The sequence below is a fragment of the Mesorhizobium sp. M0904 genome (genome assembly GCF_040319475.1).
GTDB lineage: Bacteria > Pseudomonadota > Alphaproteobacteria > Rhizobiales > Rhizobiaceae > Mesorhizobium.
Window position 1 is genome coordinate 74813 of the sequence record NZ_JAMYOC010000013.1, and the last position, 25218, is coordinate 100030.

At 61.9% G+C, this 25218-nt stretch carries 20 protein-coding genes and 2 pseudogenes; 7 read left to right on the forward strand and 15 right to left on the reverse strand.

Features of this window, described 5'->3' with window-relative positions; genetic code table 11:
• Positions 1–50: 50 nt before the first annotated feature.
• The 3 genes from sfnG to NKH80_RS15600 all read right to left on the reverse strand — a co-directional run bounded on the left by sfnG (position 51) and on the right by NKH80_RS15600 (position 2347).
• On the reverse strand, positions 51–1151 hold the full coding sequence (gene sfnG / locus NKH80_RS15590) for a dimethylsulfone monooxygenase SfnG (protein WP_023722893.1): 1101 nt from the start codon (positions 1149–1151) through the stop codon (positions 51–53).
• A gap of 29 nt (positions 1152–1180) precedes the next feature.
• Positions 1181–1750, reverse strand: coding sequence for an NAD(P)H-dependent oxidoreductase (locus tag NKH80_RS15595; protein ID WP_352992323.1), 570 nt, complete (start codon positions 1748–1750; stop codon positions 1181–1183).
• Positions 1751–1942: 192 nt separating this feature from the next.
• On the reverse strand, positions 1943–2347 hold the full coding sequence (locus NKH80_RS15600; RefSeq protein ID WP_352992325.1) for a hypothetical protein: 405 nt from the start codon (positions 2345–2347) through the stop codon (positions 1943–1945).
• On the opposite strand from NKH80_RS15600, the gene NKH80_RS15605 reads away from it, so the two are divergent.
• Entirely contained in the window at positions 2327–2731 is a 405-nt protein-coding gene (locus NKH80_RS15605; protein ID WP_352992327.1) for a hypothetical protein, read from the forward strand. The genes NKH80_RS15600 and NKH80_RS15605 overlap by 21 nt on opposite strands.
• A 78-nt stretch (positions 2732–2809) precedes the next feature.
• Here the strand turns inward: NKH80_RS15605 and NKH80_RS15610 are convergent, their stop codons facing one another.
• The 5 genes and pseudogenes from NKH80_RS15610 to NKH80_RS15630 all read right to left on the reverse strand — a co-directional run bounded on the left by NKH80_RS15610 (position 2810) and on the right by NKH80_RS15630 (position 6351).
• Positions 2810–3115: an FAD-binding protein gene (locus NKH80_RS15610; protein WP_352992329.1), complete on the reverse strand. Its 306-nt coding sequence runs from the start codon at positions 3113–3115 to the stop codon at positions 2810–2812.
• Positions 3094–4440 (reverse strand): FAD-binding protein, encoded by a 1347-nt coding sequence (locus NKH80_RS15615; RefSeq protein ID WP_352992331.1) that lies wholly within the window; start codon positions 4438–4440, stop codon positions 3094–3096. The genes NKH80_RS15610 and NKH80_RS15615 overlap by 22 nt, the downstream gene beginning before the upstream one ends.
• A 292-nt stretch (positions 4441–4732) precedes the next feature.
• Positions 4733–4993 carry a pantoate--beta-alanine ligase gene (locus NKH80_RS15620; protein WP_352992333.1) on the reverse strand — a complete coding sequence of 87 codons (261 nt, stop codon included), beginning with the start codon at positions 4991–4993 and terminating at the stop codon, positions 4733–4735.
• Positions 4994–5001: 8 nt separating this feature from the next.
• A pseudogene (locus NKH80_RS30105) lies at positions 5002–5076 on the reverse strand (4-hydroxythreonine-4-phosphate dehydrogenase PdxA); the annotation flags it as partial.
• Between the two features lie 192 nt (positions 5077–5268).
• Positions 5269–6351, reverse strand: coding sequence for an HPP family protein (locus NKH80_RS15630; RefSeq protein ID WP_352992335.1), 1083 nt, complete (start codon positions 6349–6351; stop codon positions 5269–5271).
• 949 nt (positions 6352–7300) lie between these two features.
• On the opposite strand from NKH80_RS15630, the pseudogene NKH80_RS15635 reads away from it, so the two are divergent.
• Both NKH80_RS15635 and NKH80_RS15640 read left to right on the forward strand, forming a co-directional pair.
• A pseudogene (locus tag NKH80_RS15635) lies at positions 7301–7561 on the forward strand (transposase); the annotation flags it as partial.
• A gap of 439 nt (positions 7562–8000) precedes the next feature.
• A complete protein-coding gene (locus tag NKH80_RS15640; RefSeq protein WP_352992337.1) occupies positions 8001–10541 on the forward strand; it encodes an AMP-binding protein in 2541 nt (846 codons plus the stop codon).
• Positions 10542–10692: 151 nt separating this feature from the next.
• Here NKH80_RS15640 and NKH80_RS15645 read toward each other — a convergent pair whose 3' ends face one another.
• Together NKH80_RS15645 and NKH80_RS15650 are read right to left on the reverse strand one after the other, a co-directional pair.
• A complete protein-coding gene (locus tag NKH80_RS15645) occupies positions 10693–12150 on the reverse strand; it encodes an NAD-dependent succinate-semialdehyde dehydrogenase (protein ID WP_352992340.1) in 1458 nt (485 codons plus the stop codon).
• A gap of 179 nt (positions 12151–12329) precedes the next feature.
• Complete coding sequence (locus NKH80_RS15650) at positions 12330–13709, reverse strand: aminotransferase (RefSeq protein WP_352992342.1); 1380 nt, start codon at positions 13707–13709, stop codon at positions 12330–12332.
• 98 nt (positions 13710–13807) lie between these two features.
• Between NKH80_RS15650 and NKH80_RS15655 the strand changes: the two genes are divergently transcribed.
• The 4 genes from NKH80_RS15655 to NKH80_RS15670 all read left to right on the forward strand — a co-directional run bounded on the left by NKH80_RS15655 (position 13808) and on the right by NKH80_RS15670 (position 17787).
• Positions 13808–14689, forward strand: coding sequence for a transketolase (locus tag NKH80_RS15655; RefSeq protein ID WP_352992344.1), 882 nt, complete (start codon positions 13808–13810; stop codon positions 14687–14689).
• Positions 14686–15663 carry a transketolase family protein gene (locus tag NKH80_RS15660; protein WP_352611104.1) on the forward strand — a complete coding sequence of 326 codons (978 nt, stop codon included), beginning with the start codon at positions 14686–14688 and terminating at the stop codon, positions 15661–15663. Before NKH80_RS15655 ends, NKH80_RS15660 begins: the two co-directional genes overlap by 4 nt.
• 35 nt (positions 15664–15698) lie before the next feature.
• Positions 15699–16931: an aspartate aminotransferase family protein gene (locus NKH80_RS15665; protein WP_352992346.1), complete on the forward strand. Its 1233-nt coding sequence runs from the start codon at positions 15699–15701 to the stop codon at positions 16929–16931.
• A 172-nt stretch (positions 16932–17103) separates the two neighbouring features.
• Positions 17104–17787 (forward strand): GntR family transcriptional regulator, encoded by a 684-nt coding sequence (locus NKH80_RS15670; RefSeq protein WP_023685589.1) that lies wholly within the window; start codon positions 17104–17106, stop codon positions 17785–17787.
• A 44-nt stretch (positions 17788–17831) separates the two neighbouring features.
• On the opposite strand, the gene NKH80_RS15675 is transcribed toward NKH80_RS15670, so the two are convergent.
• From NKH80_RS15675 to NKH80_RS15695, 5 genes are read right to left on the reverse strand one after another with little or no spacing between them, the layout of a single operon-like run.
• Positions 17832–19625, reverse strand: a complete 1794-nt coding sequence (locus tag NKH80_RS15675) for a hydantoinase B/oxoprolinase family protein (protein ID WP_352992348.1) — start codon at positions 19623–19625, stop codon at positions 17832–17834.
• A gap of 30 nt (positions 19626–19655) precedes the next feature.
• The gene (locus NKH80_RS15680) at positions 19656–21716 is read right to left on the reverse strand and encodes a hydantoinase/oxoprolinase family protein (protein WP_352992350.1); all 2061 of its coding nucleotides are present in this window, start codon (positions 21714–21716) and stop codon (positions 19656–19658) included.
• Positions 21717–21732: 16 nt separating this feature from the next.
• The gene (locus tag NKH80_RS15685) at positions 21733–22722 is read right to left on the reverse strand and encodes an ABC transporter permease (protein ID WP_352992352.1); all 990 of its coding nucleotides are present in this window, start codon (positions 22720–22722) and stop codon (positions 21733–21735) included.
• Positions 22715–23689 carry an ABC transporter permease gene (locus tag NKH80_RS15690; RefSeq protein WP_352992354.1) on the reverse strand — a complete coding sequence of 325 codons (975 nt, stop codon included), beginning with the start codon at positions 23687–23689 and terminating at the stop codon, positions 22715–22717. The genes NKH80_RS15685 and NKH80_RS15690 overlap by 8 nt, the downstream gene beginning before the upstream one ends.
• A complete protein-coding gene (locus NKH80_RS15695; RefSeq protein ID WP_352992356.1) occupies positions 23686–25188 on the reverse strand; it encodes a sugar ABC transporter ATP-binding protein in 1503 nt (500 codons plus the stop codon). The genes NKH80_RS15690 and NKH80_RS15695 overlap by 4 nt, the downstream gene beginning before the upstream one ends.
• Positions 25189–25218 lie beyond the last annotated feature (30 nt).

Genomic DNA, 25218 nt, shown 5'->3' on the forward strand with positions numbered 1-25218 from the left:
GTTCCTGATTTTGAAGGCGTGCGGGCGGCGGCCTGAAGGCCGCGCCTGTCCTATTCCGCGGCGACGAGCTCCCTGTCGCGCGCCGCTTCCAGTTCGCGCACCAGTGGGATGACGCGCTTGCCGAAGAACTCGACCTCTTCCTGGAAATGCAGGAAGCCGAGCAGGATCAGATCCGCGCCGGCATCCTTCAGCTTGAGGATGCGTTCGGCAATCTGTTCCGGCGTGCCGATGAGATTGCTGCGGAAGCCGTCATTGTATTGGACAAGGTCCTCGAAGGAGGATTTCGCCCAGTTACCCTCGCCTTCCGGCGAGGCCTTGCCGGCATTCTTGACCTGATCGGCGAAACCCTGAACCGCCTCCGGATTGGCCTTGGCGATGATCTCGTCGAGCACGGTGCGCGCTTCTGCCTCGGTTTCGCGAGCGATGGCAAAGGCGTTGACGCCGATCTTCACCTTGTGGCCATTGGCCTTCGCCTTGGTCTTGATGTCGTCAACCTGCTTCTTGATCTCTTCCGGCGTGTTGCCGTTGGTGAAATACCAGTCGGAAACCCGCGCAGCCATGTCGCGCGCCGCGCGCGATGAGCCGCCCTGGAAGATCTCCGGCTGCGGATCGATCGGCTTCGGCTTCATCGAGTAGTTGGTGAAGCGATAGAAGTCGCCCTTCAACGTGAAATTATCCTCGGTCCAGATGCCGCGCAGCGCACGGATGAATTCCTCCGAGCGGCGATAGCGCTCGTCATGGTCGAGCCACAGCTCGCCGATGGCGGCGAACTCACCGCGGAACCAGCCGCTCACGACATTGACCGCGACACGGCCATTGGTCAGGTGGTTGATGGTGGCTATCTGCTTGGCCGCCAGCGCTGGATTCCATGGGCCGGGCAGGATCGCCGCGATGACTTTCAGCGTTGTGGTCGCGGCAAGCAAGGCGTGGCTGAACGATACGGATTCGTGCTGGTTGTCGGCCCCATAGCCGGCCGTGAAGCGGATCTGGCTCAGCGCATAGTCGAAGCCGTTGGCCTCGGCGATCTGGGCGAGCTTGCGGTTGTAGTCGATGTCCCAACCCGTCCGCTGCTCGATGTTGGAGATGACAAGGCCGCCCGAAACGTTCGGGACCCAGTAAGCGAATTTCACGTTGTCGGAATTCGAGGTCATTTCGTTTCGTTTTCCCCTTTTGATTGGCTTCAACCGACGCGCGTGGCGACGGCAGCGTTTGCACGACTGGAATTAAGCAAGGAGACCGCTTCGGTAGCGGCCCGTGAGATGCGATCGATAATCGTCGCGCCGACGATCTTGGCATCGACGAAATCGTCGGGCGCGCCGTAGACGCCGGTCGGGACGGTGACGGCCCCGAAAAAACCGAACAATGGCCGGAGCTGGTGTTCGAGAACCAGGCCATGGTATGGACTTCCGCCTGTTGCCGCGAGAAGCACGGTCTTGCCAGCCAGCGCACGATAGTCGACGAGGTCAAACAGGTGCTTCAGGGCCCCGGAGTAGGAAGCCCGATAGACGGGCGTTCCGACCACGAGAAGGTCGGCCTTCTCGACACGCTGGATGATCGCTTCGCCAGACGCGCCAAGCGCGCCACGAGACAGCCCGGCGAAAATCGAAGGCGCCGCCTCGGTGATTTCGATCAGGCCGGTGTCTGCCGGGAGGCGCAGTGCGACTGCCTTGACCAGCGCGTTCACTACCGCAGTCGTGCGCGACGGCGTGCTTACGCCGCCAGATATCCCGAGAACCGATAGCCGTGCCAATTCGTCAATCTCCCAGACCCTGCATGCGCATTGGGTCATTTCCAAACCGGGGCAGACGATATTCGACAAAATCTATAGAGATAAGGAACAAGGTTTCGATTTTTCGCCTTTGAGGAGAAAAATCCAGTTCTGCTAATGTTCGGTAGCAACGTCCATCTGGCGATGGCCAAGAAGGATCAAAACGGCTCGCATTCATCCATCGACATTTTCAAACGCGCCTATGCCTTGGGCAATAAGGTTCGTTGCCACGACCAGTGAGACGATGGCTCCGGAGTTGAAGACGACGACCCACCATTTTCCGCCGGTCAGGAAGCCGTAGCCGTCGGCGACGGCTAGCCCCCAATCGGCGGAAGGCGGTTGGATGCCGAGACCGAGAAAACTCAGCGTCGCGATCGAGAAGAACGCATATCCCAGCCGGGTGACGAACTCGATGAGGATCGTTTCCCTGATATTGGGATGCACACTCAGCAGGAAATTTCGACATCGTTGCGAGATCCTCAAACGGTTACCTCGTGCGATGCCGAAGCCGACACCCACATCATCGACTGGTTTCACATCGCCATGAATATTCAGCCCATGCAGCAGATCGCGGATCACATGATTCGATCCCGCTCTGATCTCGCCGGCGTGCTCCCGTCCATCGACAGGGACATCAGAGCGGTGAAGTGGCGTCTGTGGCACGGTCGCGTGGATCGAGCGATCCGCGATCTCGAGCGGCTTGTAGCGGAATTCAAGGCCTGGCAGGAAGAAGGGGCACTCGCAGTCGCGCGCCTTCATAACCTTGGCGCGCAGCTCCTCACCTACATCCGCTCGAACCGCGGTGCGATCATCAACTACGGCAAACGCTACCGAGCCGGTCTTCGCGTCGCCACGACCCTTGCCGAGTCGGCGGTCAATTCGCTAGTCGCCAAGCGCATGGTGAAGAAGCAGCAGATGCGCTGGTCTCAGCATGGCGCCCACATGCTGATGTCCGAGCGTTGACCAGATGCAAAGGGACGCACCTTGGATCCTCTGTTCGTACTACCCTAAGGGTTGTAGGCGGCTCAGGTATCTTAGGTTTCAGGCAGCTTCAGTTGCGGCGGTGTTCAAACTCATTGCGGCCCGGTAGGCGAAGACGATTGCCGGCTCGATCGTGATTCCAGCCCCGGGATAGAGCCCGCGCATGGGGGAGGTCATGTCATTGCCGCAGGCATAAAGACCAGCGATTGGTTTTCCCGCTGTGTCCAAAACCCTGGCCTCATTATCGGTCGCCAGGCCCGTCGCCGTGCCAAGCGTCGCAGGTACAATTCTCAGCGCGATAAACGGTCCATTTCGGATTGGGCCCAGATTAGGGTTCTTCTTGCCTACAGTCGGGTCGCCGAGCATGCGGTTGAAGGCGGATTCGCCTCGTGGAAATCGGGATCCAAACCGGTCTCGGCATTTCGATTGTGTTGCTTGACTGTCTTTTCCAGTGAGTCCGGATCGAGACCGATCCTGAGAGCGAGCGCATTGATCGTTTGGGCGACCTGGATATAGCCGTTGCGCGCGTACTTGCCGATGCTCAAAGTCCAGGGCCAAGGCAGCAGATGGCCCATGCCGCGCTTGCGGACAAAGTCATGATCGCAGATGAAGTAAAACCGTCGGTCTTCTGGATAGCCGTGCTGGAACATCGCCAGGCAGATATCGTGATATGAATTTGACTCGTTGACGAAACGTCTCGCGTTCGGTCCGACAGCGATTACTCCGGGCCTTCCCCGGTCCAGCCAACCATAAGGGACGATCTCATTGCCCTTGGGCGTCTTAAGTAACGACACCGGGGTCCAGAAGCCGGCGCTGGCGACATCGTTGTCGACCGCAGCACCGACAGCAACCGCGAGGTCAATGCCGTCGCCGGTCACATCCGGATGCGCGAGTGTTTCGTCATGTTGGTGGGCGCCGCTCAATTCGCGTCTGAGGCGAGCATCGCGCGCGAAGCCACCGGTCGCCAGAACCACGCCACTTGATGCGTTAACGTGCCACGTCTGACCGCTGCGGCTGACCACCGCGCCGGTGACGCGATCACCTGTCGTGAGGAGCTCGGTGGCAGTCGAGTTCGTCCATATCTCTACGCCTCGCTGACGCAGGCTGACGAGCAGCCGGGCAATCAGCGCGTTGCCGCCGCTGAGCTCGGTTCCACGCCGATAACCAAACCGGTCCGTGATGTAGCGTGCAACGCGGCGGGTGACATGGCTGAGGGCGGCAAACGACTGGAACGGGTTGAGGAACTTTCCGACCTCGCTGGAGGAGATCATCATGCCACCGAGCTCCACGCGAATAGGATCGCCGATGAGGTCGAAGTCCTTGCCTAGCTTGCGGCCGTCATAAGGTGCTGGGCTGAGCGCCCGGCCCTTACCGACCTGACTTGAATGATAGTCGGGCGCCGACGCCAGCGTGAATTCGACCTCAGTGTCGTTCTCCAACTCCTTTATGGCAGTCGGTCCATCGTTGAGATAGACGTCGATGAAATCCGGCCTGTAATAGTTGCCCAGTTCGTGCTGCAGATAAACGTTGGCCTTCTCAATTGTATCGTCGATTTTCGCGGCCGCCGCCTGACGCGAACGCGGAATCCAGATCATACCGTTCGAAAGCGCCGTCGTGCCACCAAGCCTTGCCGAGTTCTCACAGACAACGACCCGCAACCCGGCCTTCGCAGCGTAGAGCGCTGCCGACAATCCAGCGGCGCCGCTGCCGATTACTAGCACATCGGCCTTGGAAGTCGCGCCGGACTTCTGAGCGGCTCTGTACGATCGAGACCGTCGTTGCTCGACTGTCAGATTCTTTGATTGGGGTGCCCATGCCGGCCTCGCTCTTTCAAATTGCGTTGGGGGATCAAATCGGCCGCGACAGCGGAACAGCCTTGAAGGCTTCCGTGGCGGTCTTATCACGGCGGTTCCCTGATGGTTCGCCCCATCTTAGGGACCAGCGGAACATGGACACGCAATAAATTGCCTGCGGCCAGCATGCTTATTGAAACCGGGATAGATCGTGGCGGAACAAGAGCTGTTCCAATCTCGGACGGAACGCGCCGCACAGCCCTTCGCTGATGTCGTTCACGGCAACAGTGGTGGCGAATCCTTCCGGGTTATCTCGATGCCATCCGGCGCATAAAGCAGGTGCGCCAAGCGGCGCCAGCTTGGCGGCATCCTCGTCCTCGGTGCGCGGATATGCGGCGAGCTCGGCCTGGCTGTTGAACTGCTTCGGATTGACGAAGAGCGTCACGATCACCCGGTCGGAGCCGTTCCATGGTCCAGCGACGTCCGCACGAATGGAAGGCCCATCGTGACGTTGACGCCGCTGTCGACATCTAGGTCTTCAGAGGGATATCTCCATTCCTATCCCTACAGGCTCGCCCATCGTCAGCGCGACGGGCTTTTCGTGTACATCGTAGCGGTCGCCGGACTTGACTAGGCCGTCAGTAATCTCCGGACTATCTTCCGCGCCATCCCGATATTCACTGGCACCCCATCGGGTTCCCGGATTGAGCAATCCGGATCACACTTTTATGCCGCTGCCAGCGTTGTGTCTGCCATGTGCGCGCGCGCTGCCGCCGCCAGCAGGTCGGTCTGGGTGATCAGCCCAAGAGTGCGTCGCTCGGCATCGACGATGACCACGGCATGGCTGCGGCCGTCGGTGAGCACCGGCAGCAGGCTCATCGCCGGCGTATCGGGAGAGGCGGTGCCAGCCTTCGACATCACAGCCCTCACCGTGTCGGTCGCCTTCGTCAGCTCGCGCAGGCCAACTACGCCGACCAGCCCGCCCTCGGCGTCGGTCACCGGGAGCGTCCGGATGTTGTGATCTAGCAGCAAATGACGCGCCTGGTCGGCAGGCGCATGTTCACCGACCGAAATCACATCGCGCGACATGATGTCCTCGCACAGCAGGGTCCGATGCGAGCGCACCATGGCCTGCAACTCGACCTGCCGCAGCAGCCGCTCGAGATCGTCGCGGTCGATATCGAAGGTTTCCTCCAGCGCGCCGAGCGCGGCATCGATATCCTCGGGCCGGAAGCCGACCCGCTCCCGCGCCGGCGGGTCGATGGTTCCATGCGAGCTTTTAAGGGCAGGGGCCGCCACATGCGGATAGTTGCGCCGCGACAGTTTGTGGATGCCGTAGCCGAGTGCGACCAGCACGATCGAGTTCAGCGCCACCGGAACGAAGGGAAACAGCAAGCCGGAGCTGAAGACGGCCGGTCCGCCGAACACCGCGGTCAAGGCGGCGGCGCCGCCCGGCGGATGCAGGCAGCGCGTAAATGACATAGCGGCGATGGCCAGCGCCACCGCAATGCCGGTAGCAAGGACGGGTTCATGCACGAAATGCGCCACGATCACCCCGACCAGCGCCGAAATCGTATTGCCGCCGATAATCGACCAAGGTTGCGCCAGCGGGCTTGAAGGCACGGCAAAGAGCAGCACGGCCGATGCTCCCATTGGAGCAACCAGCAGTGCGACATGTGGGCCAGACCCGTTCGCCAGCGCACTGATCACGCCGGTCAATGCGATGCCGATCATGGCCCCGATGCAGGCGAGCAGCCGCTCGCGCAGCGTTGCACCGGCAAGGATCGGAACAAAGAGACGAAACGCCATGGCATGCCCTTGGGCGAGTGTTCGGAACTCCGCGGTCCGCAATGCAGGCAAAGCCACAGATTTGGAAGTTAAGCCAATTCGGAAAGTCGGCTCACGGGGGAATACTTTTGCGCGAAGCGGCCATTCCCAAATGGGTGCAGACATTTGATCGGCCAGAGGAGGCGTACGGTACGCTGACCCGCTCGAGCGCAGCAAGAGGCGAAGGGCTACCGTGCCCCGGCAGCCGGAAGCCCAAATCCAGCTTGCGGACCCTTTGCGGCCGTTGCCAACCGGCTATGAACCTTGCGATGAGCCTATTGCGGACGTCAGCGGATTTGATGCTTCTGCTATTCCGGCTCGACCGCACGGAATAGCGACAGGCTACCGCAGAGCGCCGTCAGATAGACAACCGCTGCTGCCCCGAATAGGCGCTGCGCGCCGAGCCCATTGATGCCTCCGGCGACGGCGGGTCCGATGACATGGCAATCTCGTGCACAATTTAGGTGGCTCGATTCCCGAGCAATGAAACGCGCTGTTCCATTGCAAAGCTCAACATCGGCACTGCGCTTACGACGCAGTCGAACTGTTCGCGGCACCGCTCCGAACCAGTCTCGCCATGCGGCGCGCGGCATGAACCGACGTAGGACAAGGCCCGGTTCGACCGAGATCACCCGCCTGCTCAGGCCAAAGCGATCCAGGTGAAGACCGGCACGTATATGGATGCGACGATTTCGCCTCGGCCAGTGAGGATGATGAAGAGGGCCATCGGTCAGGCATAAAGGCCGACCAGCGGTTCATGGCTTCAAAGCCAATGTCGCGCCGACGCTTACACGGCTCTGGTCGAGGAGATCGCCGTCACGCCCGCCCACATCAACGACGGCAAGGCCGGTACTGATGCTCTGCCCGACAGTTCAGGCGAGGTGTTTGCCGACAGCCCCTTTCGAGGCAACCATTTCGGCGATGCGGTGCGCGCCAAGGGAGGAATGCCACGCATCGTCGCTACCGGTATGTGGGGACGGAGCTGAAACAACTGCACGTCTTGAGGCCTGGAACCCAACCGATCCACCGTGTTCGTGGCCGTATCGAGAAGATCTTCGGCACATGGAAACGAAGCTACGGCCTTCGCCGGATGCGATGGCGAGGGCTTGCAAAGGCAGGCGTTCAAATTCGCCTCACTGCCATCGCCTACAATTTGAAACGCAGTTTGAAGGTCATCGCTATGGCTGGATAGCAGCCAAAACACCGCTGACGCTCACACGAGATTGTCACAAACCACAGCCGACGACGTTGCTGCTGACGGCCTTGCGCACTTTCCCGGAAAGCCCAAAAAGTCAAACAAAATCGACACAAAACGCTTCCCGCGCACAGGTCCCCTTACACCGGCCGGCCAACACCGTGCGCGTCAGCCCAGATGTAGCCTAGTCGGGCAAGGGGCGGCCAATTGTCCAGAAGACTTTGACCGCACGCTGCGTCGAGGTTTGCGCAGAATTAATTTCGCCCCACGCCATCCGAGATGTTGCTGCCTGATGCGGTTCTACGGGGGCGAAGGTAATCACGCGCACGCGAGAGTGATCGGGTCAACGATAGTTGACTACACTACTCCAGTTATCTAACGCGCAGCTGACGCTTTAGAGGCGACTTGTTTTTCGAAATATGAGGTTAGGCGATCGATGGTGCCAAGTTTCGTCGAGGCCCTCGCAAGCGGCGGCAATGCGCCGGCTCTGCTTTTTCCCTGCCGACCGGTAATCACCTACGGTGAGCTCGCGCGCCGGGTCGGGGAACAGGCTGAGCTGTTTGGCTCAGAAAAACGCCTAATAGCCATCGAAACTTATCTTTCCGAGCATGCCATCATCGCATATTTGGCAGCCCTGAAGCGAGGGCATGCCGTGGCACTTCTGCCTCCGGGCGATGTGGCGGCTGCTTCCCGCTTCGAAGAGCAATATCACCCCGATATTGGTTTCCGCAGAATCGGTGAACGGTGGCGCACCGACCACTCAGGGATTCCATCCGCTGATCGCTTACACCCGGACCTCGCCGTTCTTCTTTCGACATCGGGCAGCACGGGGCTCGGCAAATTTGTGCGGCTGTCGGAGAAGAATATCTCCGCTAACGCCGAGGCTATCGTCCAGTACCTGGGTCTCACCATTAGCGATCGCGGCGCGTTGATCCTACCGTTGCATTACTCCTACGGGCTGTCCGTCCTCAATTCGCATCTGGCAGCGCGCGCCAGCCTCTTCGTTTCAGGGAAGTCCATCCTTGAGCCCGGCTTCATCGAGGGCCTTCGCCAAAACCGCTGCACCAATCTTGCCGGCGTTCCCTATTCATTCGAACTGCTTGAACAAATCGGGTTCCGGGACGAGTCTCTTCCGGACCTGAGAATGATGACCGTGGCCGGCGGCAAACTCTCACCAAACCTTGTTCGGCTTTGCCACAGCCACCTGTCCAAAGACGACAAGGAACTGTTTGTCATGTATGGTCAGACCGAAGCGACCGCTAGGATTGCCTTTGTTCCGCCAGAGCTGGTGGGCGAAAATCCTGACAGCATTGGCGTTGCGATCCCCGATGGTGAACTAAGCCTGGTCGACGAGAACGGAAGAACCATTGGTGCGGCGGATACCGTCGGTGAACTTGTCTATTCCGGCCCCAATGTCACGATGGGCTACGCTTCGAGCCGGGCCGATCTCGGCCGCGGTGCGGAACTGACGATACTCAAGACGGGTGACTTGGCCGTACGCAAGAACTGCGGGCTCTATCGGATCGTGGGCCGCCGGAGCAGGCTGTCGAAGATTGCAGGGCTTCGCATCGGCCATGACGCGCTCGAGCACGCACTATCTGTGCGTGGCATCAACGCGGCGGTTAGCGGCGACGACAAATCGATCCACGCGGTCTATACATCAGGGCATTCAGAGGATGCGGTGCGTCAGGCTCTGCTCGATGCGAGCGGTTTGACCGCATTGCATATCCGAGCCCAATCAGTCGAGGCCCTGCCGCGCCTCGCGTCCGGCAAGATTGACTATGAACCTCTTCGGACAAGCTTGGGCCAGCAGCAAGTCCGTCACGTCAAAAGTGTGCATGACGCATTCCGCGAGGCCTTTTTCCCGCACCGCGTCTGCGATGACGACAGTTTCGTATCACTGGGCGGCGGTTCTCTCCGGTATGTCCAGCTGTCGCTCAGCCTGGAGCGCATTCTCGGCTACCTCCCCGAGGACTGGGAACGCGAGCCGATCGCAAAACTTGCCGTGATGCGCCGGGAAAAGACCGAAACGCAGTCGCTTGGGACAGATCTGATCATCCGGGTCTCGGCAATTCTACTCGTTGTAATCCAGCACGCCGCCCTTTGGCCTGTGCCCGGTGGTGCCGCGGCCATGGTCATGCTGATCGGTTACAGTCTGGCCCGTTTCCAGAGTGGCAACTTATTGGCCGGCCATCATGCCAGCGTCTTTCGGCCGCTGGCGGCGGTCCTTGCGCCGTACTACCTGATTGTTGCCGGGTACACTATTGCGTGGGGAGAAGTACCTTGGGCATCAGTCTTTTTGGTCGGGAACTTCGGAACCGCCGATCCGGCCGATCACACGATGCTTCCGTTCCTCTATTGGTTCGTGGAAGCCTACGTCCAAATGACGCTGATCTGGGCAGGGCTTTTCGCCATTCCGGCCGTCAGACGCTTCGCGCGCCAGGACCCCTTTTGGTTCGGCGTTGCGTTTCTCGTCGCAGCGCTGGCTCTTCGTTTTATAGGCCCCTTGGCTTGGCCGACCGGGGACCGGCAGATTTTCACGGTTCCCTGGGTGCTCTACTTGTCGGCATTCGGATGGTCCTTGTTCTTCGCAGACAATTTGTCGAAGAAACTCCTGCTGCTCGGCGCCGGAGCAGCGATCTTTCCGCTCGTCGCTTATTTCGGCGGGAACTGGATCGGCTCCTGGATAAAATATCTCCTGCAATTTGCCTGCCTTGCGGCGCTTCTCTTTGCTCCGCGCATCGAGCTACCGCGAAAGATTGTCGCGTGGGTATTGCCGATCTCCGCGGCGAGCTATCACATCTACCTGTTCCACAGATTCGTCCCCGAACTGATCCTGCTGCCAATGGATGGGAACCTGCCTGCGGCGCTGTTGACGACCACGGCGATCATCGGCGGCATTACTATCGGACTGCTGGTGCACGAAATTCTGAAAATCGCGCTCCAGTGGCTGGCGACAGCCAAGCCGATCAGCTGAGACATCGACGGTAGCTCGAAAGTTTCTACGTCGCTGTTCGGAACAGCTGCACCAACGTCCGCTTCCGGCGCTTGCCGGCCAGCGATTTTGGTGATGCCTCAAGCGGCTGGTCGCCGGCGGGGATGTGGGTGCGCTAGCAAAGCCAGCCCCGTTAGAGACCAAGTCCGCCGATGCAGACATATTTGGTGTCGAGATAGTCCTCGATGCCCTGATGTCCGCCTTCCTTGCCGAGGCCCGATTCCTTGACGCCGCCGAACGGCGCCTCAGGCGTGGTGATGAGGCCTTCATTGACGCCGACCATGCCGTATTTCAGCCCTTCCATGACCCGGAAGGCGCGACCGAGATCGCCGGTGTAGAAATAGCAGGCGAGGCCGAATTCGGTGTCGTTGGCGAGTGCTACGGCTTCCTCTTCGGTTTCAAACTTGAACACCGGCGCAACCGGGCCAAAGATCTCTTCCTTCATGAAGCGCATCTTCGGCGTCGCATCGGCAATCACCGTCGGCTGGAAGAACGAACCGCCGAGCGCGTGGCGCTTGCCGCCGGCGACGACCTTGCCGCCCTTGGCGGTAGCGTCGGCAATCAGCTCCTCGACCTTCTCCACCGCCTTTTCGTCGATCAGCGGCCCCTGCTGGACGCCGTCTTCGAGGCCGGAACCGACCTTCAGTCCGTCGCTCGCGGCAGCCAACTTTTCGACGAACTGGTCATAGATGCCGGCCTGCACCAGGAAGCGGTTGGTGCAGACGCAGGTCTGGCCGGAATTGCGGTACTTGGCGGTGATGGCGCCAGCGACGGCCCGCTCGATGTCGGCGTCGTCGAAGACGATGAACGGCGCATTGCCACCGAGCTCCATCGACACCTTCTTGACGGTCACCGACGACTTCTGGATCAGGATCTTGCCAACCTCGGTCGAGCCGGTGAAGGTGATCTTCTTGACCAACGGGTTGGCGCAGATCTCGTCGCCGATCTCGCCGGCGGCGCCCGTCAGGATGTTGATGACGCCCTTGGGGAAACCGACTTCCTCGGCGAGCGCGCCCCAGGCGAGGCCGGAATAAGGCGTCTGCGACGCCGGCTTAACCACGGCGGTACAGCCGGCGGCAAGCGCCGGACCGAGCTTGCGGGCCAGCATCGAGGACGGGAAATTCCATGGCGTAATAGCGGCGATGACGCCGACCGGTTCCTTGGTCACCAGGATACGGCGGTCCGCCCAGGGCGACGGCACGACGTCGCCATAAGTGCGGCGGCCTTCTTCGGCGAACCACAATATGTAGGACGCGGCCGAGCCGATCTCGCCCTTCGATTCGAACAGCGACTTGCCCTGCTCGATGGTTAGTAGTTCGGCCAGCACGTCCTGATTGTCCATCATCGCGTCGTGCAGCTTGCGCAACAGCTTCGAGCGTTCGAGCGCGGTGGTCTTGCGCCATGTCTGGAAGGCAGCGTCGGCGGCTTCGATGGCGCGGCGGGTCTCGGCCTTGCCCGACTTCGGCACTGTGCCGATCTTGAGGCCGGTGGCAGGATTGTTGACGTCGACCGTCTGGCCTGAATCGGCCTGCACCCATTCGCCATTGATGAGATTGGCCTGCCGCATGAAATGGCTGGTTTTCTGAAGCATGGTCTAGCCTCCGCTCGGCTTATTGTGTTCAGGATGCGATATGCTGCGGCTCGCGCCTTAGCGAAGCGCCTTATCGCGGCAGAACGAAGCGCTCGAGAGCCTGCTGGCGGGCGATCGCGTAGCGACGCCCCGGCCGCGCTCCAGCCCTATGCGCGACGTCTCGCGCCGCCCCCACGTCTTCATGCCAACTGGTCGGTCCGCGGATATGCCGCTGGCGTCTCATCAAGAGCCGCGCGAATGCCATCGACCATGGCATCAATCTCATTCGGGGTGATAACGTAGGGCGGGCAGATCGCCAGCACGTCGCCCATGTTGCGGATCATGACGCCATGATCGCGGCACCGCCGCTCGACATCCGTGCCAATCCGGAGCTCCGGCGCGAAGGCGCGACGGGTGGCGCGATCCTCGACGATCTGGATCCCCGCTATAAAACCGCGGCCGCGGACCTGGCCGACCAGCGGATGGTCGCCTAGCGCGTCCGCGAGCGCTGCATGCAGGTAGTCGCCGAGACGGCGCGCCTGGCTCACGAGATCGATCTCGCGGTAGATCCTGATCGCCTCGGCGGCGACGGCCGCTGTCACCGGATGGCCGGAATAGGTGAAGCCGTGACCGAACACGCCGACCTTGTGTGCCTCGTCGGCGACGCACTGGTAGACCTTGTCGGAGATGATGACGCCGCCAATAGGCAGGTGACCGGATGAAAGCCCCTTGGCGACCGACAGCATGTCGGGTTCCATGCCAAATGTCTGGCTGCCGAACCAGTTTCCGGTGCGTCCGAAGCCGCAGACCACCTCGTCGGACAGCATGAGGATGTCGTATTTGCGCAGCACCGCCTGAACCTTTGGAAAATAACCCTCCGGCGGCACCAGCACGCCGCCGGCGCCCATGACTGGCTCTGCGATCATCGCGGCGATCGTCTCTGGCCCCTCCGCCAGGATCAGGGCCTCGAGTTCCTGGGCCAGGCGCGTGGCGTAGTCATGCTCCGCCTCGCCCGGCAGACTATCGAGATAGTGGAACGGACGCGCGGCGAATATGATGGGAAGCGGCGGCAGGTTGAAGGACTTGTGCATATGCGGCAGGCCACTCAGCGCCGCACCCATGATCGTACTGCCGTGGAAGGCGCCAAACCTGCTGATGATCTTGCGTTTCTCCGGACGCCCCCGCGCGGCCTGGTAATACCAGGCGAGCTTGACCATCGTATCATTGGCTTCCGAACCGGAGCCAACCAGAAAGACGCGCGCGTTGTCGAACGGCGCCAACGCGGTAAGCTGTTCGACGAGTTCGACGGTGGACTCATTCGAGCGGTGATTGAAAGTGTGGTAGACGGCCAGCTTGCGCATCTGGCGGTCAGCAGCGGCAGCCAGCCGGCTGTCGCTGAAGCCAAGCGAGGCGCACCAGAGTCCGCCCATGCCCTCGATATAGCGGTTGCCCGCGTCATCCGTGACGGTCGCGCCTTCGCCGGCGACGATCGTCAACGGCCCATGATCCTCATGCAGGCGTGGATCGGTTTGGGAATGAAAGTGCCTGGCCATATCCAGTACGCGCGATTCGTTGTTCATCAAAATTCTCCTTGCGACCAGATAGGCGGTTGCTTCGGCGAGGAATATCTTATAACTTATAAGTTGTCGAGAAAAAATGATCCTCGGAGTCGCGCTCAATGCCCAAGCCACCCACCCCATCAGATATCGCCTTACGACCCGACGCGGAGCGGATCGCCCTGTTGCGCGACAGGGCAGAGTTCGTCCGGCTCGAGACGCTGCGCCTCATCCAGATCGCCAAGGTTGGGCATTATTCGTCAGTGTTTTCCTGCGCGGAAATATTCGCCACGCTCTACTACGATGCGATGCGGCTGAGGCGCGGCGAGCCGCAATGGCCGGACCGCGACCGCTTCCTTATGGGCAAGGGACACGCCGCGGTCGGCCTTTACCCGCTGCTGGTCGACTGGGGCTTCTTCTCCAAGGATGTCCTCGATGGCTACACCCGGCTCGGCAATCCGCTTGGCGATCATCCCGACATGCGCAAGGTACCCGGCGTCGACTTCAGCTCCGGGTCGATCGGCCATGCCCTGTCCGGCGGCCTCGGTATGGTGCTCGGCGCCCGTGCGGCCAACCGGCGCTTCGATGTCTATGTCCTGCTCGGTGACGGCGAGATGCAGGAGGGCCAGGTCTGGGAAGCGGCACTATCTGCCGCCCACCATAAGGCCGGCAATCTGATCGCCATCGTTGATCGTAACGGATACCAGCTCGACGGGCAGGTCGACGACATCATCGGCATCGAACCGTTGGCCGACAAATGGGCGGCGTTCGGCTGGCGGGTGCACGAGGTCGACGGGCACGACGTCGTCGCTCTCGCGACGCTGCTGCGACAGTTGAAGGCCGAGGCAGATCGCACCCGGCCCGTCTGCATCATTGCCAAGACCTCTAAAGGCAAGGGCGTTGGTTACATGGAAACCGAACCCGGCTGGCATCTGGGCTATCTCGCGCCATCGGACGAGGCCCTGGCCGCCGAAGAGATCAAGCGCGGAGGCAAAGCACAATGAACGGCCCGATCGATACCAACTCCTGGCAGTACCGCCAGATCAACGCGCGCGCGCCTGGCCTGAGTTACCTGGCCAATGCGCTTATTGATCTGGTCGAAGAGGGTTATCCGGTCGTGGCGGGTACGGCCGACCTGCAGTATTCGAACGGGCTGGTGCGGTTCGCGCAGCGCTTTCCCGAACGCTTCACCCAATTTGGCATTTCCGAACAGAATATGGTTTCGGCTGCTGCCGGCATGGCCAGCACAGGCGCCATGCCGTTCGTCGCTACATTCGCTTCTTTCCTCGCGCTGCTGTGCTGCGAACAGATCAGAACTGACGTCGCCTATTCGGCACTGCCGGTGCGGCTGATCGGTCATCATGCCGGTATTTCACTCGGCTTCTACGGCACTTCCCACCATGCGACGGAGGATCTTGCCATCATGCGAAGCATTGCCGACCTCACGGTCGTCGCGCCGGCCGACGGCCCGCAACTGGCGGCCGCGGTCAAGGCGTCTGTCAATCATGCGCAGCCGATCTACTTCCGCATTGGCCGCGGCCAGGAACCGGTGGTCTATGAAGACGGCGTCCACTTCGAGTTCGGCAAGGCGATCGTTCACGGCGAAGGATCGGACCTGACCATCATCGCCTGCGGCTCGATGGTCCATCCCTCGCGGGAGGCTTACCGCGCGCTGCGCGCGGCGGGCAAATCCGTCGGGCTGATCGACATGCATACGATCAAGCCGCTGGATACCAAGGCAGTGCTCTCGGCCGCGGCTCACTCCCGCTTCATTCTGACCATCGAGGAACACAATATCCTCGGCGGTCTGGGCGGCGCCGTGGCGGAAATCCTGGCTGAGGCGGGCAGCCCGGCGCGGTTGATACGCCATGGCATCCGCGACGAATACAGCCTGATCGCGCCGCCGACGCATCTCTACAAGCACTACCGTCTGGACGCGGCGGGAATCGAGGCCACCGTCCGCGAGGCCCTCGGCTGAGCGGCGGACAACCATGGGCATGCACGGACATTACGATGAACGATCAGAATAACACCACCTCACTCATCGAGCGCGCCGGTGCGGTGATGCCGGGCGGATTGCTCAGCCCGAGCCGCAGGCTCGGCGCGCCGCATGTCTTTGCCCGGGCGCAGGGTGCGTTTCTCTACGACGTCGAGGGACACCAGTACACCGACTTCCATTGCGGCTTCGGCGCCAATGTGCTTGGCCACTGTCATCCGGCGGTGCGTGAACGCATCGCTGCGGTCTCCCAGGACATCGATCTTGTCGGTGCGGGAACGATGCGGCTGGAGATCGAGGTGGCGGAGGCGCTGGTCGACTGCATCCCTTGCGCGGATCTCGTTGCCTTCTGCAATTCCGGATCGGAGGCGACCTATCACGCCCTGCGCCTTGCCCGTGCCGCCACCGGTCGCAAGCGCATCATCAAGTTCCAAGGCGGCTATCACGGCTGGCACGACTATGTCGCCATGAACGTACAGTCGCACGCGCAGGCGATCGGCAAGTACGACCCGATCAGCGCCGGCATCCTCGATGATGCCGCCCGTCACACAATCGTGCTGCCTTACAACGATGCCGGCGCCGTCGAGGATTATCTCAAGGCCAATCCAGGCAAGGTCGCGGCGATCATCATCGAGCCAATCGCTCACAATATCGGGTCGGTGATGGCGACGGATGTTTTCCTGCGCGACCTGCGTCGCCTGACCAGCGATCATGGTGTCGTGCTGATCTTCGACGAGGTCATCACCGGCTTTCGCCACGCGCTCGGCGGCTATCAGTCGATCGCCGACGTCACGCCTGATCTCGCGACCTTCGGCAAGGCGGCCTCGTCAGGCTATCCGGTCGGCGTGGTGGCCGGTCGTCGCGATCTCATGGAGCTCGTCGGCCGGACCGGGGAAGGATCCGTGTTCATGGGCGGTACTTTCAACGGCACGCCGTCGACGCTCGCCGCCATGCAGGCGACGATGGAGGAGCTGGCGAAACCAGGCTTCTACGACCGTCTTTTCGCCCTTGGCGCTTTCATGCGGACGGAGTTGGACGGAATAATAACTCGCCTCCGCCTGCCCGCGCAGAGCGCCGGGTTTGGCTCGGTCTGGTTGATCTATTTCCTCAGCGGTCCTTACCGCGACTTACCAGGACTTGCTGCGCAACGACGATGTCTTCGATCTCGCATTCCGCAAGGAGATGGTGGTGAACCGGCTGATCGGTCAGCCGCTTCCGCTCAAGCGTCTCTACCTATCAGGGAGCCATGACCGGGCGACGGTCGAGAAGTCGCTGGATATCATCGAGACAATCCTGCGCAAGCTCTCCGCTCGGAAACCCGCCAGCTCCTAGCCATGTTTCGCAACCGGACTTATAGGATATAAGAGCGTCTCGTACCCTATCGTTGCCGATTCGGTGCGGCCAACATTGCAGCGGTGGACCATGAGCACGATGCAGCCAATCGAGCAGGGCAGTCTGTCGGCGAGAACCTATATCTCGCTGCGCGAAGCCCTGATCGCCGGCAATTTCCGGCCGGGCGAAAGGCTGTTGATGCAGGATCTGGCGCAACGGCTGGGCACCAGCGTCACGCCTGTGCGCGAGGCCTGTTTCAGGCTCGTCAGCGAGCAGGCGCTGGAACTGCGGTCCGGGCGGTTCATCACCGTTCCAGAGCTGACGCGGTCGCGTTACTGGCAGGTCCGGCTCATTCGCATCGCGCTCGAGGGACTAGCGGCCGAACTCGCTGTCGAACATGTTTCGGAGGCCGACATCGAAAAGCTTGTCGAGATCCATCGCGATTTCGTGGCCGGCGAAACGTCCGGCGATGCTGACCGCGCCCGTCGCGCCAATCGTGAATTCCACTTCGGCGTCTACCGCCTGTCCAAGATGGATATGCTGATCGCCCAGATCGAAAGCCTGTGGGTCTCGATGGGCCCTATCCTCAACGTGTATTATCTGCAGGCCGAGAACGATTACATCGGCGCGGAGGAGCACGAGACGCTGATCGAAGCGTTCCGGACCCGCAACAAGAAGGTGGCGCGTAAGGCGATCGAACGCGACATCGTGCGCGGTGGCATGAACCTGTTGCGGTATTTCGACGAGCAGGACGCGGCCGCCAAGCGGGCGTGATCGAAGCCGCCGGTCATTTGCTGGCGACCTCTCTTCGCGCTGGCTCAGGCCGCCCGAAGGCGCGCGGTGGCATCCTGGTCGACGACCCAGACGCCCTGCTCGGCGTCCAGCACCAGGGCCACCTTGTAGGATTGGCGAGCCGCTTCGCCCGTCAGCCAGCCGCGGTCAACGCTGGCCGCGACACGGCGGACATCGCGCTTGGTCGGGTCGCCGTAGCCACCGCCGCCACAGGCAACGAACTCGATGCGCTCGCCGGCGCGACACGCCTCCTCATGGAACGCAGGCAATTCCACCAGCTTGCCGTCCGTGCCGCGCTTGGCACTATGACTGGCCTTGGCGTCACCGCCGCCGAGCACGCCACGCGGCGGAAAGGTTGTGCCATCGGCCGAGTAGACCAGTGTCATTTCGTGGTCGACGGGATAGAAGACACCGCCCACGGCGGGAGCGCCCTCGAACTCACCAATGCCTTGCGTGTCCGCCACCACGCCGCGCGATTCAATGATGATGGGGTACATGGATTCGTCCACCTCGACGGAATCCAGCGCGATCAGGCCGCCATTCGCCGGCCCGCAATATGTCAGCCAGCCATCGTAACCGTGACGCGCGCCGCCGCCGGCGTAGCCAATGAAGACCTGATTGACGTAGGGCTGCCCATCCTTGAACGGATCCTTGCCTGAAATCACGCCGATGCCGGCCGGCAGGTGCGAGCCGCTCTCGGCCTGGCCGTAGGGTTCTCCCATGGTCGAGAACACGCAATTGCCGGCGATGATCAAGCGGTCGTTGACATTGGTGGTCGCCACCGAAGTGCCTACGGGGTAGCGGGGTTTGCCAACCACGCTTCCCTCGCGCATCAACACCTTGATCCGGCTCTTGGCACCCTCGTTGTGCGGGATGCCGTCGTCGAGATTGTTGAAGACGCCAATGCGGCACGAGCCCGTGCAGGTGTTTTCCGACAGGTTGAGACCGCCAGGGACGTTGTCCATGTTGTCACGCACATCGACCGTGATCTCGCCGGCTTCAGGGTCGACATCGATGGTGATCCTGACCGGGATGCCCTCCTCCGCCACGCCGGGGACCGGGTCATGGCGGACTTCGTAGGAGAACTTGCCCTTCGGCAATTTGGCGATCTCGGCCATGGCGCGACGCGCACCGTAGTCGAACCAGTCCTCGACGAAATCCAGCAGCGTGTCGCGGCCGTATTTTTCAAACAGTTCCAATAGACGGCGTCGACCGGTCCTGCAGGCGCCGATCTGGGCGCGCACGTCGCCCAGCCAGATGTCTGGAACACGGTTGCGCATCATGCCGATGCGCAGAATATCCTGCTTCTCCCTGTGCTGTTCGACCACGCGCACGCAGGGAAAGTGGATCCCTTCCTCATAAACGTTCTTGGCGAATGGCAGATAGGTCGAAGGCGTCGGCGCGCCAGTATCGGCGTGGTGGGAGAGCGCCACGGCCCAGAACAGCGGCTTGCCATCGAAAAAGATCGGCATCGCCATGATCAGGTCTGCATGATGGGTGCCACCCGTGTAGGGGCAGTTGTTGAGGAAGATGTCGCCGTCGGCGATATCGTCGAACAACTCCGTCATCGGACGGGTCGCCAGATCCATCGACATGACGTGGATCGGCAGCGCGTCCTCGGTGGAAACGAGGCGGTGATCATAGGTCAGGATCGCGCAACTCAGGTCGCGGGCGTTCTTGATCACCGCCGAGCGGCTGGCCCGCATCACGACCAGCGTCATTTCCCGCACCACCGCCTCGAACCGGCTTTTCAGAACCGACATCAGGAACGGATCGACGCGGCGCGTTGGCGTCTCCAGGCGAATCACAGGTGAATTCATTTTATGATGCCTTGTTCGGGAAGGTTGGTGTCAATCGACGGTCACTACGATGTTGCCTTGCGGGTCGACGCGCCCGCGATGTCCGTCCTTCAGGAAGGCGGTGAACGTCGTCGCCTCCAGCAGGCATGGCCCATCAAGCGCCGCCCCCGCGCCCAGCTGGTCCATGTCGTAAACAGGCAGAGAGCTCGTCCGCCGGGTTTCATGCAAATAAGCTGACCGATGGGTCTTGGCGACCGGCGCCGTCGCCTGGTCGGCCAGCCTGAAATCCTTCCAGGCATCCTGATTGGCCCGCTTGCCCACCGCGCGCAGCTTCCAGTTGGTGAATTCGACAATGTCGCGGTCGGATCTGATCGAATAGATGCGTTCGTGCATCTGATGGAACGCTTCGACGAGACCTGGCAGTTTCGCCGCGTCGAGACGCGCCTCGTTGGCTTCGAAATGGACCTCGATCTCCCAGGACTGGTATTCGTAGCGACCAAGAAAGGAGAACTCGAAACGCCGGAGATCTGGCTCAACGCCGGCCTGTTCGAGGAATGCCTCGCCCGACACCTTCAACCGCGCCAGGATGTTGGAGACGCCGGCGGCGTCGAAGCGCCGGGTCGAGGTTAGAAAAACCGCGCTTTCCTCGCGCGTGATATCCGAGATCAACCCGCCGAACGCGCTCAGCCCGGCCATGAAGCGCGGGATCATGTAGCGTTTCAAGCCCAATATGTCGGCCATCTCGGCGATGTGGATGGCGGTTGCACCGCCGCCGCAGACAAAGAAACTGTCGCGTGGGTTTATGCCCTCGCGAATGGTGATTTCCTCGATGGCCCCGACCATGTTGTGGTTGCTGGTGGTCTGGATGGCGTAAGCCGCGTCGAGCAGCGGGATGCCGAGCCGCGTCGCGATGCTCGCGACCGCTTTCTCGGCCAGATCGCGGCTGATCTTAATCCGGCCGCCGAGGAAATAATCCGGGTCGATGATGCCGAGCACGACATTGGCATCGGTGACCGTCGGCGCGGTGCCGCCCGCTCCGTAACATGCCGGCCCCGGCCGCGCTCCAGCGCTCTGAGGTCCGACCCGCAGCAGGCCGCCATCATCGACCCAGGCAATCGACCCGCCGCCGGCGCCGACCGATCTCACATCCACCTTCGCGATCCCCAGCGAGTCGTCGTGGATCATGCTGTCCGGGGTGACGATGATCTGGTGGTCACGCAAAGCCGAGACGTCGAATGTGGTGCCGCCCATGTCACCGACGATGACATTGGCTTCGTCGCTCAGCGCCAGCGCCGCCATCGGCGCCAGCGTCGGCCCCGACATGACGCTGTAGATTGGCCGCCGCAGCATCTCGGCGGGAGGCATCATTCCACCGACGCAGTTGGCCAGCAGCAGCTCGCCCTGGAAACCAGCCTGCGAAAGTGCTTGCCGCAAGTCCTCGATATAGGTTCGCACGATCGGATTGATCGACGCGTCGATGGCGGCCGCGATGATGCGCTTGTACTCGCGCGACATCGGATTGACTTCATGGCTAAGCGTCACCGGGATCTCCGGCCATGCCTGCGCGATGATATCGCGCACCGTTGTTTCATGGATGGGATTGACGACCGACCAAAGCAGACCGACCGCTATCGCTTCGACCCCATAGCGCCGGAAGTCCGCTATCGCCGCCTCGACATCGGATCTCGACAAAGGCGTGAGCTCCCGCCCGCGCGCATCGACGCGGCCCCGCGCCGTCTTCGTCAGGTGGCGCGGAACGTAGGGCTCGGGATAGTCGAGCCGCCACTGGAAGGCACCCTTGCGCGGGCCTTCGCGCAGGACGAGGATGTCCTGATGTCCTTCGTTGAGGATCAGGCCGACCTTGACGGTCTTGCGCTCGACCAGCGCGTTGGTCGAGACGGTCGAGCCGTGTACGATCAATTCGATCGCGGTCATGAACGCCGCGGGATCGAGCCCGTATCCGGCGGCCGCGACGTGCAGCACGTTGATGAAACCCTTCTCGAATTCGCCGGGCGTGGTGGGCGATTTGAAGATCGAGATGTTCCCACCGGGCTCGGAAACCAGGCAATCGGTGAAGGTTCCACCGATATCGATGCAGACTTGATATGCCATTTAAGGTCCGAAGCTGTTAGCGTTTCTTGTGATCGCGGCCCAGTATCAGGCTGGCCAGAATGATGAGGCCCAAAAGAACCTGCTGCAGATACCCGTCGACCTGCATGAGATTCATGGCGTTGGAAATGGCCGTGATGAACAGGGCACCGAGCAGAGCCGCGGTGACGCCTCCCTCTCCGCCGGTCAGCCGGACGCCACCGACCACCGCCGCCGCTATCGATTCCAGGGTCAGGTTGCCGCCGAGATTGGGCTCGCCCGATCCGGTGCGCGCGGTGAGCAGCATGGCGCCAATCGCGGCCAGCAGCGAGCAGACCACGTAGTCGGTCGCAACGACGCGTCCGGTTCGAACGCCCGCCGCCTTCGCCGCGCGAGGATTGGCGCCGATGAGATACAGGCCGCGCCCGAATACGGTGAAGCGCAGGACCAGGAACAGCAGTGCGAAACACAGCGCGGCGAACAGGATGGGCACCGGAATGCCGATCAGCCGTCCCTCCGCCAAGGCGTCCGTGAAGGCCTCGGGAACGCCCGGCACGGGAAAGCCGCCGCTGACGGTCGATGCCAGTGCCATGACAATGTTGGCCATGCCAAGCGTCGTCACGAGTGGATTGATGCCGACACCGGCGATGAGGAAGCCATTCAGCCCGCCGATCAGCAGCCCGACGCCAAGGCCGGCGACGATTCCCCACAGGATCGGCATATCGCCGCTTCCGGTCATCACCATCGCCGATATGACGCTGACGAGCGAGACAGTAAAACCAAGCGAAAGGTCGAAGCCGCGCGTCAGCAGCACCATGGTCTGCGCCATGGCGAAGAGTGCGAGATAGCTGGTCTGGATCGCGATGTTCCAGAGATTGCCGCTTGAAACAATGCGCGGGTCAAGCAGACCGAGAACCAGCAGGGCCAGGAATACAAGCCCCGGCAGCTTGGCCTGCGCCGCGAACTGGCGGATGTCCGGGCGAGCGCGGTCAAGAACAACCGGAGCCGCCATGTCTGGACGATCAGACATTGGCCCGCCTCCCCTGAACAATTCGGTCGAAAGCCAGTGCGCCGATGAGCACCGAGCCCAGCACCAGCGTCTGGTACTTGCTGTCGATCTGCGTGAGGTTCATCGCATTGGCGATGATCGCCAGGCACAGCGCCGCCATGGCGACGTTCTCGGCGCGGCCTGAGCCGCCGCGCAATGAAACGCCGCCGATCACCGCTGCGGCGATCGTCTCCAGTCCCAGCGTACCGCCGATCGCCGACTGGCCGGAACCGATGCGGGCGGTGATCAGCACGCCGGCGAGCGCGGCCAGGAGACCGGAGAGCACATAGGCGGTTATCAGCACACGGTGTGTGCGCACTCCCGACAGCCGGGCGGCACCGACATTGCCGCCGACGGCGTAGAAGTGACGCCCGAGCGCGGTCCGACGCTGCAGAATGATGGCGATGGCGATCACCGCGATCGCCAGCAGCAAGACCGGCGGCAGGCCAAGCACCTGGCCTCGCCCGATGGCATCGACGAAAGCGTCGGAAACGCCATAGATCGGGATACCCTGCGTGTAATAGAGCGTAAGTCCCAAGACGATCGACAACGATGCCAATGTCACCATGAAAGGTGAGAGGGAAAGGCGCGCCACCAGCGTGCCGTTTACCAGGCCAACACAGGCGCCGCTGGCCAAGGCCAGCATCACGGGCACCAGCAGCTGGAGCCCATGCGCATCGGGCATCGTGGCCATCGCCGCGGCCGTGACCACTGAGGCCAAGGCCATGGTGGCGCCGACCGACAGATCAAAGCCACCGGTGGTCATGACGATCATCTGGCCGATCGCCGGAACCGCCAGGAAGGAGAAATTGCGCAGGACGTTGAGGATGTTCAGGCGGTTCAGAAAACGCGGTTCGACGATCGCGGCCGCCGCCGCGACCGCGACCAGAAGCAGGATGACGATCCCGCCTGTTTCCAGAAAACGGCGCCGCAGCGTGTCAGCGCTCATGCCGCCTCCGTGGCGCCGGTTTCGGCGTCGAAATAGTGACGCAGCACAGTGGCCTCGGTGATGCCGTCGGCTTTGAGTTCGGCGACTATGCGCCCTTCGCGCATGACATAGACGCGGTTGGCCAGGTGAACGAGCTCTGGCAATTCGGACGAGGACAGCAGAATAGCCGCGCCATTCTCCACCAGGCTTTTCATAAGCCGGTAGACCTCGCTTTTGGCGCCGACGTCGATGCCGACCGTCGGTTCATCGAAGATATGGACCGAGACCGGGCGCATCAGACCGCGCGCCAGCACGAGTTTCTGCTGGTTTCCTCCCGAAAACGACGACGCCGCGCGTTCCGGCGCCATCGGTCGTAGACCCAGTTTCTTCAACGGAGCGGCTATCGCCCGGCGCTCGCGCCAAGACTTGAGCAGTCCGCCCTGGGACAGTCTCGGATCGTCGAGCGCCGCCATGGTCACATTCTCGCGGCCCGGACGGCCAAGCGCCAATCCCTCGGCGCCGCGATCCGCCGGATAGTAACAAAGTCCAGCACGCAACATGCTATGCGGCACTGGCGCTCGAACCACCGCGCCATGGAGTTCGATCTCACCGGACGACACCCGCTCCAGGCCGAACACGGCCCGGCAAAGTTCGCTACGACCGCAGCCAACCAGGCCCGCCAGGCCGACGATTTCTCCAGCCCTGACCGTGATGGAGGCATCCGATACGGTGCCGGAGACGCGCAGCCCCTTGGTCGCCAGCACGATTTCGGCGGGGCGCTGGCTGATTGACGGATAAAGTCGTTCGACCGGCTGGCCGACCATCATCTCGATCAGGGTCGCGTCCGATGCCGCGGCGATGGCCACGGTGTCGATCTTACGCCCTCCTCGCAGCACCGTGACACGATCCGCGAGCCGACGGATCTCGGCCATACGGTGCGACACATAGATGATGCCGACGCCGCGGGCCTTGAGGCCTGCGATGGCGGCGAACAGTTTTTCCGCTTCGCCGTCGGTGAGCGACGCGGTCGGTTCGTCGAGGATGAGGATTTTGGCATCCGAAAGCATGCCCTTGGCAATCTCGACCATCTGCTTTTGCGCCCGGGTCAGCGTTTCGATCTTGCTGTCCAGCTCGACGTGAAAGCCAATTTCGCGGAAGCGTTCCTCGGCGCGGGCGCGCATCGAGCGCCGGTTCAGGAAAAGCCGCCCTTTCAACTCGCGTCCGAGAAACAGGTTCTCCTCGACCGTGAGGTCGGGGACGAGACTGAATTCCTGGAATACCGCCGCGACGCCGGCATCGCGGGATTTCTGTGGGGTCAGCGCGGAAACGGTTTGGCTGTCGATACGGCAAGAGCCTTCGGTCCAGCCGTAGGTTCCCGCTATCAGATTGATGAGCGTCGACTTGCCGGCGCCGTTTTCGCCGAGAAGGGCATGGACCTCACCGCTCAGCAGCGTGAAATCAACGCCGTCAAGCGCCACCACACCCCCGAAACGCTTCGTCATACCCGTAAGTTCAAGCATCTTTTGACACCACCGAGATCGAAGCAAAAA

Bases quoted from the DNA above. Each gene is read 5' to 3' on its own strand.
- NKH80_RS15655 (WP_352992344.1), top strand. From the start codon at position 13,808: ATGCCCAAGCCACCCACCCCATCAGATATCGCCTTACGACCCGACGCG.
- NKH80_RS15685 (WP_352992352.1), bottom strand. From the start codon at position 22,722: ATGTCTGATCGTCCAGACATGGCGGCTCCGGTTGTTCTTGACCGCGCT.
- NKH80_RS15640 (WP_352992337.1), top strand. From the start codon at position 8,001: ATGGTGCCAAGTTTCGTCGAGGCCCTCGCAAGCGGCGGCAATGCGCCG.
- NKH80_RS15605 (WP_352992327.1), top strand. From the start codon at position 2,327: ATGCAGCAGATCGCGGATCACATGATTCGATCCCGCTCTGATCTCGCC.
- NKH80_RS15680 (WP_352992350.1), bottom strand. From the start codon at position 21,716: ATGGCATATCAAGTCTGCATCGATATCGGTGGAACCTTCACCGATTGC.
- NKH80_RS15650 (WP_352992342.1), bottom strand. From the start codon at position 13,709: ATGAACAACGAATCGCGCGTACTGGATATGGCCAGGCACTTTCATTCC.
- NKH80_RS15690 (WP_352992354.1), bottom strand. From the start codon at position 23,689: ATGAGCGCTGACACGCTGCGGCGCCGTTTTCTGGAAACAGGCGGGATC.
- NKH80_RS15675 (WP_352992348.1), bottom strand. From the start codon at position 19,625: ATGAATTCACCTGTGATTCGCCTGGAGACGCCAACGCGCCGCGTCGAT.
- NKH80_RS15610 (WP_352992329.1), bottom strand. From the start codon at position 3,115: ATGCTCGGCGACCCGACTGTAGGCAAGAAGAACCCTAATCTGGGCCCA.
- NKH80_RS15630 (WP_352992335.1), bottom strand. From the start codon at position 6,351: ATGGCGTTTCGTCTCTTTGTTCCGATCCTTGCCGGTGCAACGCTGCGC.
- sfnG (WP_023722893.1), bottom strand. From the start codon at position 1,151: ATGACCTCGAATTCCGACAACGTGAAATTCGCTTACTGGGTCCCGAAC.
- NKH80_RS15695 (WP_352992356.1), bottom strand. From the start codon at position 25,188: ATGCTTGAACTTACGGGTATGACGAAGCGTTTCGGGGGTGTGGTGGCG.
- NKH80_RS15665 (WP_352992346.1), top strand. From the start codon at position 15,699: ATGAACGATCAGAATAACACCACCTCACTCATCGAGCGCGCCGGTGCG.
- NKH80_RS15645 (WP_352992340.1), bottom strand. From the start codon at position 12,150: ATGCTTCAGAAAACCAGCCATTTCATGCGGCAGGCCAATCTCATCAAT.
- NKH80_RS15670 (WP_023685589.1), top strand. From the start codon at position 17,104: ATGAGCACGATGCAGCCAATCGAGCAGGGCAGTCTGTCGGCGAGAACC.
- NKH80_RS15660 (WP_352611104.1), top strand. From the start codon at position 14,686: ATGAACGGCCCGATCGATACCAACTCCTGGCAGTACCGCCAGATCAAC.